Source organism: Legionella tucsonensis (genome assembly GCF_001468035.1).
In the GTDB taxonomy this organism is placed as follows: domain Bacteria; phylum Pseudomonadota; class Gammaproteobacteria; order Legionellales; family Legionellaceae; genus Legionella; species Legionella tucsonensis.
Map to the genome: position 1 here is coordinate 464,960 of NZ_LNZA01000001.1, position 12,409 is coordinate 477,368.

Here is a 12,409-nt window from a genome sequence, read left to right on the forward strand (position 1 = left end):
ACTGCTAACGGTAGTAAAGAGGCTGCTTTATCGCCTTCAGGAAATATCGTACTTAAAAAGATTCGTTAATTCTTTTTCACTATTACAGATTTCTCGTTTATTATAACTTGGGTCATAGACTCTAAACTTACCATCCTTCATGAACACTGCAATCGAATGGGTTGGCGATGTTATGGTCATTGCACAGCCATCAATATTTTTAAATTTTTTAAATATTTGTGTCCAAACACTAGGAGAAGCGGTTAATCCAAGGTTATATTGAAGCGTCATGCTTTTTGTTTCTTTAATTTTAGATTCTTTTTCATTTTCAATTAGAATTTTTACGAGTTTCCCATTGTCATCTTGACTAAGTTTTGTATTAAATTTTTGCGGTAAGAATGCTAATAAAATTTCTGCGATAAAGCTGTTCAGTTGACTTAAATCTTCAGATTGATCACCTTGGTTTTTTTGATTTTTAATATCCAGACCTTTTTTATGAAGGAGATCCAACATGGCAAAGAATTTTTCTTCCCTTTCTTCCAAAGCATATTTACAAAAAACAGCGGCCAATCCAGCACAAATACCGCCATCTTCAACTTCCAAATTAAAGTTGTTAAAACGTAAATACTCCTTAAGCATAGGTATAACCTTTGCTTGCTCAAGAATATCGATTATTTCAGTTTCCGATGCAGACATGGGTGTTCCTAAAAAAATCAATTAATATAAATTATAGGCATATTTATTAATTAATTTTAATGAGAGAAAGTATTGATTTGAAAATAATTGGATAATTGAGCGGGTGATGGGAATCGAACCCACGTCATCAGCTTGGGAAGCTGAGGTTCTACCATTGAACTACACCCGCAAAATGAATAGTTTTATATCGGAACGCGTATACGGGGTTTCTAACCCACAGCGAACTTATATAGATTAGATTTAAACCCGAATAATCTCCATACTGTTTGTACCACCTGCCGTACCAATTACTCGACCGCGAGTTAATAGAACAAACCCTTTTTTCTCCAAATGACCTGACTTTATTAATTCCTCAAGCACTTGTTGACTCAACGTTTCGGCAGCGAATGGATAATAATTCATGAATACCGGAAAAACATTATGAGCAAGGCACAAACGACCTATAGTTCGCTTATTAGCCGATACAGCGATAATGGGAACCGTGCTTTGTTGTCGTGATATCCATAAAGCGGTATCACCTGATTCAGTTAAGGTAATAATTGCCTTAATGGGGAAATGATTGGCTGCGTGCATTGTTGCCATAGCAATTGCTTGATCCGCACGTTGATAATGACAGGTTTGATCAGTACTGTGATAGTAAAAGCTGGCATGTTTTTCAGCGCTTAAGCAAATCTTATTAACCATGCTCAGAACTTTTACTGGAAACTGGCCACTGGCTGTTTCTGCAGACAACATTACCGCGTCTGTTCCATCCAATATAGCATTGGCAACATCAGAAACTTCTGCCCGAGTGGGTTGAGGATTGTTAATCATCGATTCCATCATTTGTGTTGCTGTAATCACTACCTTGTCTAATCGACGTGCTTCACCAATGATGTGTTTTTGAATTGCGGGTACTTCCGCAGCGCCTATTTCAACACCTAAATCGCCGCGAGCAACCATAATTGCATCCGCTTCCTGAATAATTTCGGTGAGGTATTCTAACGCTTCGGTGCGCTCAATTTTTGCAATAACAGGTATTTTTTTGCCAAATTGAGTGATGAGTGCGCGGGTATGGCGAATGTCTTCGGCATCTTTTACAAAGGATAAACTGATGTAATCGACCTCTGCTTCAATGGCGGTGTGTAAATCGCACTTGTCTTTGTCCGTCATGGTTCTCGCTGCTAATCCACCGCCTTTTCTGTTTAGTCCTTTCAGATCACTTAAGACACCGCCTTCAATGACAGTACAGTGAATTTTGGAGTTAGCAATGCTCTTAACCTCTAATTCAACTAAACCATCATTAAGCAGTAAATGATCTCCTGGAACCAGTTCACGAGACAGACTTGGGTAAGCCACAGACACTTCATTAGTATCACCTAACAGTTCAGAGGTGCAATCCAAAGTAAAAGCTTGCCCTTCAATCAAAGTGATGGATTTATTTTTGAAGCGCCCAATGCGGATTTTAGGTCCTTGTAAATCAGCCATTACTGCTAATGGCAGATTTAATTCCTCAGCAATTCCGCGCACCAAAGCAATGAGCTGTAACGCAGAGGCATCTGCATGGGAAAAATTGATGCGTACCACATCAACACCTGCAGTCAACATGGCACGAAGTATTGCCGGATCACTACTGGATGGTCCTAATGTGGCAACGATTTTAGTTTGTCTTAACATCTTTTGCTCGCTCCTGCAAAATGGCAACAGCTGGCAAGGTCTTTCCTTCCAAACACTCAAGGAATGCCCCACCTCCTGTGGAAACATAAGAAATTTGCTGATTCAGATCATAGAGATCAATCGCTGCAAGCGTATCGCCGCCACCAGCAATTGAAAACGCATCGCTTTCAGCAATAGCAATAGCCAATGCACGTGTTCCAAAGGCAAATTGTGCAAATTCAAAAACACCAACCGGCCCATTCCAAATGATGGTTTTGGCCTCGTTAATAATATCGACATACTCACTCACCGTCGTGGGACCAATGTCGAGAATCATGTCGTCAGAGGCAACATTTTGCAGCGACTTATTATAGGCAGGGCAATGCTCGCTAAAGGATTTGCCTACAACAACATCACTTGGTAAAGGAATGTGACACCCTTTTTCTTTAGCAAACTGGAGAATATCACGTGCTTCTTGCAGCAACTCTTCTTCATAAAGGGAGACGCCGATTTCAAATCCTTGTGCTTTGAGGAAGGTATTTGCAATTCCACCTCCAGGGATTAAATAATCAACAAGGGTGACTAACTGGCGTAACAAACTGAGCTTCGTAGAGACTTTGGCACCACCAACAATTGCAACAATTGGTTTTTGGGGGGCAGCAAGTGCTTTTTCTAAAGTATCCAGTTCGCGAATCAACAAGGGTCCTGCAACGGCAACGGATGCATACTGAGCTACACCGTGCGTAGAGGCTTGTGCTCTATGGGCTGTACCAAAAGCATCCATAATAAAAACATCACAGAGGCTGGCAAGTTTTCTTGACAGCTGCTCGTCATTATTTTTTTCACCGACATTAAAGCGTACGTTCTCGCAAACCACTAATTCACCTGGTTTAACGTCCACACCATTGAGATAATCACTTACGAAATGAACAGGATAGTTCAAGTTTTCTTGCAAGTATTCTGCAATGGGTGCCATGGAAAAACGTCGCTCTATTTTTCCTTCTTCAGGGCGACCTAAATGAGATAAGACCATAACTGCACCGCCAGCATCCAGGGCAGCTTTCAAAGTGGGTAGCGCTGCCTGTAATCGTTGATCACTGGTAATAATTCCATCTTTGATTGGAACATTCAGATCTTCGCGAATTAGCACCCGTTTTCCAGATAGGTCTACATCGCTCATTTGTATCAGATTCATCAGTTATCTCCAAACTGGGGGTTTTAGCAAGTCATCATGTGCTGTGCTGTATCCAGCATGCGATTAGAAAAGCCCCATTCATTATCATACCAGGCGACAATTTTCACGAGATTGCCAAACACCTTGGTTTGCGTGGTATCAAAAATAGAAGATGCTGGGTTATGATTAAAATCGCAGGATACTAAAGGATCATCATTGATTTGTAAGATGCGGCTTTTTGCTTTGCGTACAATGTCATTAACTTCATGTGCGGTGGTTTCACGCATTGCGGTAAAGGTAAAATCAATCACAGAAACATTCAAAACTGGAACACGCATTGCAAAACCATCAAGTTTTCCTGCTAACTCAGGTAATACCAATCCTACAGCTGCTGCTGCCCCTGTTTTTGTTGGGATAATGGAGTGAGCTGCTGCACGAGCACGGCGTAAATCTTCATGGCTTCCATCCAAAAGCATTTGATCATTGGTATAGGCATGAACAGTATTCAATAAACCGTATTCAATACCTAAAGCATCATTTAATGGCTTCACAACAGGTGCCAAGCAATTGGTGGTGCATGAAGCATTAGAAACGATGAGATCGGATGCTTTAAGTGTGTGATGATTCACTCCATAAACGATGGTTGCATCCACATTTTTGCCTGGAGCGGAAATCAATACTTTTTTCGCACCAGCAGTAATGTGTTGCATTGCTTTTTCTCGCTCGGTAAAGAAACCGGTACACTCTAAAACCAAATCAATATTTAATTCTTTCCAGGGTAGATTCAGAGGATTACGCTCCGCAATGATTTTGATTCCATGGCCATCAATCACTAACATGTCGCCTTCAACTTTCACATCAGAAGTGAAGCGGCCATGTGTTGTGTCATAGCGGGTCAGATGTGCTGTGGTTTCAATAGCGGATAAGTCATTGATCGCAACGATTTCAAATTCATTTTGTTTTTTGGATTCAAAAATTGCCCTTAAGATACAACGGCCAATGCGACCGTAGCCATTAATCGCGACACGTATTGTCATATTACTTCTCTCCAATTTTAGTAATGAGTTACTTATCTCAAGTTAAGTGCACAATCGTAGCTTGGTGGAGGTGAGGCGCTAATCCGAAGATGTTGTTTTCCCCGGGTTACGCTTCGCTGCACCAGCTACAAATTCTTTAATAATGTTTTTAATGTTTTTGTACTAATTTTTCCAAAGTTTTAATGATTCGTTCTACCGTAATATCCAGATATTGATATGCTTGATTTGCTGGGGCCGATACGCCAAAACGATCTAGACCAATTACTGCACCGTGTAAGCCAACAAATTGATACCAATAAGCCGAACTGGCTGCTTCAATTGCGATACGCGTGTGAATGTTTTGGGGCAATACCTCATTTTTATAACTTTGGTCTTGCTCCAGAAATCGTTCTACACAAGGCATGGAAACTACTCTCACTTGAAGTCCACGTGTTTTCACTTGTTCTGCAGCAGCAAGTGCCAACTGAACTTCTGAGCCCGTTGCAATCAAGATGGCATCAGGAGTACCATCGCAATCCATAATGGTATAACCTCCTTTTTTAATTAATTCTGCTGCGGTTGCACTATGAGGCAATGCAGGTAAATTTTGTCTTGAAAGCAGTAAAGATGTTGGGCCATTATGATGCTCCAAAGCGAATTTCCATGCAACGGCTGTTTCCATTAAATCTGCAGGACGCCACACACTCATGCCCGGAGTCATCCGTAACATGGACGCATGCTCAACCGGTTGATGTGTTGGACCGTCTTCACCTAAACCAATTGAGTCATGGGTAAAGACATAAATAACGCGTTGTTTCATTAAAGCACTTAATCGTACCGCATTACGTGCATAGTCGGCAAAAACGAGGAATGTTCCGCCATAAGGAATAAATCCTCCATGGACTGCGATACCATTCATGATTGCAGCCATCCCAAATTCACGCACGCCATAATACAGGTAATTCCCTGTATAATCTTCGCCAGTAATGGCCTTGCTGCCAGACCAATCGGTATTATTGGAACCGGTTAAATCTGCGGAACCGCCAAGCATTTCAGGCAGCATACGAGCAAAATGTTCGATGCATTGTTGGGATGCCTTACGTGTCGCAATGGCTTTGTCATTGCTGCGACACTGCTCAAAAAATGTATGGATTTGGCTTTGCCAATCATCAGGAAGATCGCCATTGATGCGGCGTAAGAATTCATAATGTTCTTGGGGATAGTGCTGTTGGTATTCATTCAAAAGCATTAACCATTGTTGCTCTTCTTTTTCCCCTTGCTCGGCATGATTCCACTGTTGATAAAGGGCATCGGGAATAACAAAAGGTTCATGGTTCCATTTAAAAAATTCGCGTACATTGGCAACGTCTTTCGCACCTAATGCAGAACCATGGGCTTTTTCACTACCGGCTACGGAGGTTCCTAGTCCGATTATTGTTTTACAGATAATCAACGTGGGTTGCGAGGTATTGGCTTGTGCTTTAAGAATAGCTTGCTCAATTGCATCCATATCGTGGCCGTCAATTGCCTCGATGACTTGCCATTGATATGCTCTAAAACGTTGTGCTGTATCATCAGTAAACCAAGATTCAACCTTACCATCAATGGAAATTCCATTGTCATCATAGAAAACAATCAGTTTTCCTAAACCTAAAGTACCTGCTAGTGAACACGCTTCATGAGAAATGCCTTCCATGAGACAACCATCACCAGTAAATGCATAGGTATAGTGATCCACAAGAGGCAAATCATCATGATTGAAGTGAGTTGCTAGAACGCATTCTGCCAAAGCCATACCTACTGCATTGGCTAAGCCTTGCCCTAAAGGACCGGTAGTGGTTTCTACCCCAGGAGTATGGCCAAACTCTGGGTGTCCAGGCGTTTTCGAATTGAGTTGACGAAAATGTTTCAGATCATCTAATGAGAGGTTGTATCCGGTCAAATGCAGCAATGAATAAAGCAGCATGGAACCATGTCCATTGGATAATACAAAACGATCGCGGTTAAACCAATGAGGATTTTTCGGATTGTGTTTTAAAAACTTTTTCCATAAAACGGTGGCAATATCAGCCATGCCTAGCGGCATTCCTGGATGTCCTGATTGGGCTTGTTCTACTGCGTCTACACTTAACATGCGAATAGCATTAGCTAATTCTTTGGAAAGATTCATGGGTTCTCTTGTGCACTTAATTAGGTGTGCTATTGTCGCTCAGAAGACATAAATCATCAAGAAACAAGTTCACTTTTGACTATTTTTTTTCAAAAAGACCATATTTTGACCCGTTTTCCTGTTTTATGAGCGGCTAAAAATGTAAATTAATCTTAACTATAGTATAGATCGAATTAAGGAGTATTATAGGGGGCTTGGAGGTGAAAACATCACGCTCATTATTGACAATTGCTTACACATAGAAGCAAAAAGAAAATTTAAATAGCTCATAAATTTTCTTTTTGTGCAGATTTATATATAATCAGGTCTATTTTTTTACTTTTAAAGTTATTTATAGACAGTAAGCAAATGATTAATATAATATTGTCTATTTGATATCCCAAAAAATTTATTTTAGGACATCATGACCCCAATAATTCGACATTTGCATGAAACTTTTCCTGAACTCTCTCTTGTTCAAGCTGAAAATCCTTTGCATTGGACATTTGCCGAAAGTATTAAAAAATTAGGGGCAGATTTTTATCGTAAAATAATCCCCATGCATTTGGTGATGAACCTGGAATACAGCTTTTTAAGACAACAACTCAGAGCTAAATTCCTCTCCTCAAAACCCATAGATCGGGAAGAACTACGCGAACAATTGATTGCCGCATTGATGATGGCCGAACTTTTGGAGCGCATCTATCAATATTACATGGACATACCAAGAGAAGTGCTTCGCTTACGCGCGCAACAAAATTTGTACCGTGAATTATTGGCAGAACTTATTCCCAGCTTCCCCCCAAAGCCTAAAGAACTCCCTGGAAATTTTTCCTTCACTCAAGAATTACGCAATACCATCCTGGACATCAATTTATGGCGTCTTCTCATTGTTCGTTCAAAACGTGCATTGGATCTTCTTGCTTTGGTGCATACAAAATCCCAATCATACCTTCGTTTTATAAAAATCATAGATACAGCGATGGATCCGTTTCTTATGCACCTGGCCTGGTTTTTTTGGTTACCGCGCCTGGTGGTAAATTTCTATTCTTTATTTAAGCATACCATTCCTGGATGGTGGATGGATGAGCACGAAAAGTCATTGGGTTGGGAGGTGCGCTTTAGTGCACAAATAAAAAGACGCTATTTTGAATTTGGAAATGATATTGTTTGGGTTGGTTCGGGTCTGATCAATACGTTTTATTTGACCGGAGCATTAGCTCCTTTTGCATTTTACGTATCCCTTGCTGTGTTCGCTTTTGATGTCCTTTGGGCTATTACCCGAGCTTATATTGAGTTAAGCCGCTTAAATGAGCTTAGATCCCAATATGAAGCCATGCTCGATAGTGCAGGGAGTAGGAAAGAACAGAAACAAATAAGGGATCACCTTGAAACCATAGATAAGGAAATCGCTTTAGAACAGTTTCGTTTAGGCTCACATGTTGCGACTACGGTTTTTATTTTTTTAGGGATGTGTATGGCTCTTCCCGTATTTGCTGTGAATCCAATTTTGCCGTTCATTGGGGCACTTATCCTGGTTACAATTTGTATTATTAATTTTAGCCTTACCGAAGAAGTAACCAAGAGGCGACCTAGGGATACCCTAGATCGCTCCTCCGCATTATCCAAGCTAGGCCTTTTTAGCACCAAGGAGCTACCCACTGTAGAGGAAGAAGATATGGGTTTAGATACTGGACTATGTTGTATTTAATTTCCCGATAATCGCCTATCATCGATGATTTCATTGAGGTATAGAGGCTTTATGAATTGAATGCTATGCTTTAGCTCTTGTCTCTATTTTAAAGGTAAAGCATGTCATCACAAGTAGGATTACCCCAATTTAGCCGTATTGATGTCAATCACTTTCAATCTCATCTCGATGCGATGTTAAAAAAGCATTTGGAGCAGGTTGAACTGTTACTCAAAGAAAATACCCATTATACCTGGGAAAACCTAATGTACCCGCTGGACGATATGGCGGACGAACTGGAGCGTTTTTGGTCGCCCATGTCTCATTTGCATGGAGTTATGGATTCGCCTGAACTTCGCAAATGTTATGACACATGTTTGCCACTGCTCTCTGCTTATGAATCAGCTATGGGCCATAATCATGAATTGTATGAAGCGATTAAATCTATAGATACCCATTCCTTAAATCAAGTACAACAAAAACTGATAACTGATAGTTTGCGCGATTTTGAATTATCAGGTGTTGCGCTTGATAAGGAGGATAAAAAGCGGTTTGAAGCAATTCAGGCACGCCTTGATGAGCTCACGAATAAATTTGAACACAATATTTTAGATGCGACCCAAGCATTCACCTTACATATTAAAGATCCAGTTCGTCTGGCAGGACTACCGGAACATGCTTTGAATACCGCCAAAGAAGTTGCTGCAGAAAAAGGTCTTGACGGGCATGTACTGACCTTGGAATACCCTTGTTATCAAGCGGTGATGACTTATGCTGAAGACCGTGCGTTACGTGAAGAAATGTACCACGCCTATATTACCCGAGCTTCAGATCAAGGTCCTAATGCTGGAACCTATGACAATACACCTTTGATTCAGGAAATTTTGGCATTACGCCATGAAAAAGCCAGACTTTTAGGGTTTAATAACTATGCAGAATTGTCACTGGCGACAAAAATGGCGGAGTCAACCGGTCAAGTCAGGGATTTTATGGATGATTTGGTTAAGCGTATCCACACGCAAGCAACAACGGAGTTCAAGCAGTTGGAACAATTTGCTGCGGAAAAGTTTAAGCTTAAACCCGTAAAACCTTGGGACGTAGCATATTTGTCTGAAAAACGAAGACAAGCGTTATTTACCCTGTCGCAGGAAGATTTACGTCCCTATTTTCCTCAACCTAAGGTCATGCAGGGTTTATTCGATCTTGTTAAAAAACTTTATGGCATGTCCATTGAAGCAATCAAAGGCGTTGATATTTGGCATAAAGACGTACAATGTTATTGTGTGGTCGATGAACACAACACTGTTCGTGGTTATGTGTTTACCGATTTATTTGCCAGACCGAACAAACACAGTGGTGCATGGATGGATTCATTACAAAGCCGCAGAAGACTGGAGGATGGTAAAGTACAGTTACCTATCGCAACCTTGACCTGTAATTTTGCCAAAGCATCTGCCAATAAGCCCGCGATGTTATCGCATGAAGAAGTGGTGACTTTATTCCACGAATTTGGTCATTGCCTGCATCATATTTTAACTCAGGTCGATTATCTGGGCGCATCAGGAATTAATGGGGTAGAGTGGGATGCTGTAGAGTTACCCAGTCAATTTTTTGAAAATTGGTGTTGGGAAAAAAGCGGTTTGGATGTTTTGACTGCGCATGTAGATAGCGGTGAGCCGCTTCCTGCGACTCTTTTTGAACGGTTGATTGCCGCAAAAAATTTCCAATCGGCAATGGCGATGTTACGACAGATGGAATTTTCTATATTCGATTTTCGTATTCATCAAGAGTATGCACCTAAGCAAGATTCTTTAGTTGAAAATATCCTCGCTGACGTACGTTCTAAAACCTGTGTGATTCCTGTTGTCCACTACAATCGTTTCCCGCAGAGCTTTAGTCATATATTTGGGGGCGGATACGCTGCAGGTTATTACAGTTACAGTTGGGCAGAAGTTTTATCCAGCGACGCGTTTTCCCGTTTTGAAGAAGAAGGGGTATTAAATCCCAAAACCGGACATGATTTCCTGCATTACATTTTGGAAGTAGGCAGTTCGAAAAAAGCTGCTGTAGCCTATAAAGAGTTCAGAGGTCGCCCGGCAACGGTTGATGCGTTGTTACGCCACAACGGTATTCAAGGCTAAAGCAAACCCTGGGTCAAGGCAAAGCCCCATAACCCAGGGAATTACACTCAATTTTCAAAAGAAAGCTGCTAATCTGCACATATTTTATGTTATACTTAAAGTGTACAAGGGGGCGACCTGGCTTCGACGTGGGTTGCAAAACCAGAGGTGCATGCCGAGAATGAGAACTCTCGTAAAAAAGACTCAAACTAAATATAAATGCAAACGATGAAAACTTTGCTGGTGGGGAAGCTATTGCTGCCTAATAAGCACTTTAGTTAAACCATCACTGTGTACTGGCCAATAAACCCAGTATCCCGTTCGACCGAGCCCGCTTATCGGTATCGAATCAACGGTCATAAGAGATAAGCTAGTGTCCTAATCTCTCCCGGATTAAGATGCGAAACTCAGGGAATCGCTGTGTAGTATCCTGCCCGTCGGAGAATGCACAGTTAAATCAAAAGACACGGCTACGCATGTAGAGCTGAAGGCAGAGGATTTGCGGACGCGGGTTCGATTCCCGCCGCCTCCACCAATTAACTACTTGATTTATAATATTTTTTTTACCTCAGGATTTATCGCGGGTTTTCAAAGGGTTTATTTCCCAATTGGCGAGGCATACTAATCAACAGTCAGAACCCTAATACTTTCTATAATTTTCAAAATTTTTTGAAGCTTAATTTATTTTATCTAATACATTTTTAGTAAGGTAATTTATGGAAAAATATGAGTGGATAATAGGAGCATTATTTAGTGGATTAGTTCCGGCTTTAATTGGTTGGTTGTGGTTTAATAATTCGAAAAATCAACTCATTCAAAAACAAAAATCTGGTAAGGGATCAATAAATGTTCAAGCTGGCAAAGACATTATTATCAAAAATGATTCCAAAAGGGAAAAATAAACAAATCCAGAAATCTGGAAAAGAATCTACTAATTTCCTGGCTCAGGGGAATATAACCATAAATAATGGTCTTGACTATGATGATGTAAAGCAAATTTGCAACGATTTATTTCGAGAAAATTTTTTGATCCTTCAACATGAGGCTGAGAATACAATAAGACAACGGTTGGATGAGTTCACTGCTAATTTAATTGTTGCATTGAAAAGTGAAAGTCAAATTAATCTGGATGCAGCAAAAGATCCTGACCTTCAGTTTGCAATTTATACTTCCCAAAAAGAGTATGCCCGTTCTGGTAAGGTCGATTTATTAAATTTATTAACAAATTTGTTAATAGATAGGTTTAAATCCGAGGATCATGATTTTAAAAAAATTGTTTTAAATGAAGCTATACAAGTTGCTAATAAGCTTACTAAGCAACAACTTAATATTATCAGCTTAGTTTTTTTAAGCGCTGAATCTGCAAAAGTCATTATTAACGTAATATCTTTTGAAAATTACTTGAAAACTTTTTTACCTTTTTGTGAGGATTTTAAAGGGGGACTATATGACTTTAGACATATTGAATATGTGGGATGTGGTAACATCCCTTTTATTGGCTCCAAGTTTACTGATCATTTAAAAGCTAATTATGGCGGAGTTCTATCTAAAGGTTTTGATTTAGACGAAATTAAAGAATTACCATTAACAACAGAACAATTTAAACAACTTATAATACCTTGTTTAAGAAACAATAAAAAATTTCAAATAAACGCTTTAAACCACACTGTTTTAGAGGAGAGTGGTCGGAAATTAGGTTTGGATACTGAGAAAATTCAAATATTAAAAAAGCTACAGGATAATTACGTATATACAGAAGAAGAAATTTTGGAATTATTGGCATCTATTTCCCCTATACTATTAACCTTGAATACTAGTTGGAATACGACTAATTTAGGTCACCTTAAATTGACTACCGTAGGGGTCGCAGTGGCACAAGCAAATATAACAAGGATCACGGGTGAAAAATACGAGCTTAATACTTGGTTAAATGCTTCATGATGTATAACT

Annotated in this window: 9 protein-coding genes, 1 tRNA gene and 1 other RNA gene; 5 read left to right on the top strand and 6 right to left on the bottom strand. The window is 40.1% G+C overall.

Going from position 1 to position 12,409, the window contains the following annotated elements:
• Window positions 1-36 precede the first annotated feature (36 nt).
• The 6 genes from Ltuc_RS02035 to tkt all read right to left on the bottom strand — a co-directional run bounded on the left by Ltuc_RS02035 (window position 37) and on the right by tkt (window position 6,670).
• Window positions 37-675: a hypothetical protein gene (locus Ltuc_RS02035; protein ID WP_058519695.1), complete on the bottom strand. Its 639-nt coding sequence runs from the start codon at window positions 673-675 to the stop codon at window positions 37-39.
• A 98-nt stretch (window positions 676-773) separates the two neighbouring features.
• Window positions 774-844: transfer RNA gene (locus Ltuc_RS02040), tRNA-Gly, on the bottom strand.
• Between the two features lie 71 nt (window positions 845-915).
• Window positions 916-2,331 carry a pyruvate kinase gene (gene pyk, locus Ltuc_RS02045; protein ID WP_058519696.1) on the bottom strand — a complete coding sequence of 472 codons (1,416 nt, stop codon included), beginning with the start codon at window positions 2,329-2,331 and terminating at the stop codon, window positions 916-918.
• The gene (locus tag Ltuc_RS02050; protein ID WP_058519697.1) at window positions 2,315-3,505 is read right to left on the bottom strand and encodes a phosphoglycerate kinase; all 1,191 of its coding nucleotides are present in this window, start codon (window positions 3,503-3,505) and stop codon (window positions 2,315-2,317) included. Before Ltuc_RS02050 ends, pyk begins: the two co-directional genes overlap by 17 nt.
• Window positions 3,506-3,528: 23 nt before the next feature.
• Window positions 3,529-4,521 carry a type I glyceraldehyde-3-phosphate dehydrogenase gene (gene gap / locus Ltuc_RS02055; protein ID WP_058519698.1) on the bottom strand — a complete coding sequence of 331 codons (993 nt, stop codon included), beginning with the start codon at window positions 4,519-4,521 and terminating at the stop codon, window positions 3,529-3,531.
• A gap of 148 nt (window positions 4,522-4,669) precedes the next feature.
• The gene (gene tkt, locus Ltuc_RS02060) at window positions 4,670-6,670 is read right to left on the bottom strand and encodes a transketolase (RefSeq protein WP_058519699.1); all 2,001 of its coding nucleotides are present in this window, start codon (window positions 6,668-6,670) and stop codon (window positions 4,670-4,672) included.
• A 403-nt stretch (window positions 6,671-7,073) separates the two neighbouring features.
• Here tkt and Ltuc_RS02065 point away from each other — a divergent pair, with 403 nt between their 5' ends.
• The 5 genes from Ltuc_RS02065 (at window position 7,074) to Ltuc_RS02080 (ending at window position 12,400) form a co-directional block, all read left to right on the top strand.
• A complete protein-coding gene (locus Ltuc_RS02065; RefSeq protein ID WP_058519700.1) occupies window positions 7,074-8,360 on the top strand; it encodes a hypothetical protein in 1,287 nt (428 codons plus the stop codon).
• Between the two features lie 101 nt (window positions 8,361-8,461).
• On the top strand, window positions 8,462-10,480 hold the full coding sequence (locus Ltuc_RS02070; protein WP_058519701.1) for a M3 family metallopeptidase: 2,019 nt from the start codon (window positions 8,462-8,464) through the stop codon (window positions 10,478-10,480).
• A gap of 108 nt (window positions 10,481-10,588) precedes the next feature.
• Window positions 10,589-10,994, top strand: a transfer-messenger RNA (tmRNA) gene (gene ssrA, locus Ltuc_RS14825).
• Between the two features lie 181 nt (window positions 10,995-11,175).
• On the top strand, window positions 11,176-11,361 hold the full coding sequence (locus Ltuc_RS02075; protein ID WP_058519702.1) for a hypothetical protein: 186 nt from the start codon (window positions 11,176-11,178) through the stop codon (window positions 11,359-11,361).
• Window positions 11,306-12,400 (top strand): LPO_1073/Vpar_1526 family protein, encoded by a 1,095-nt coding sequence (locus Ltuc_RS02080; RefSeq protein WP_133138373.1) that lies wholly within the window; start codon window positions 11,306-11,308, stop codon window positions 12,398-12,400. The genes Ltuc_RS02075 and Ltuc_RS02080 overlap by 56 nt, the downstream gene beginning before the upstream one ends.
• The last annotated feature ends 9 nt before the right edge of the window (window positions 12,401-12,409 follow it).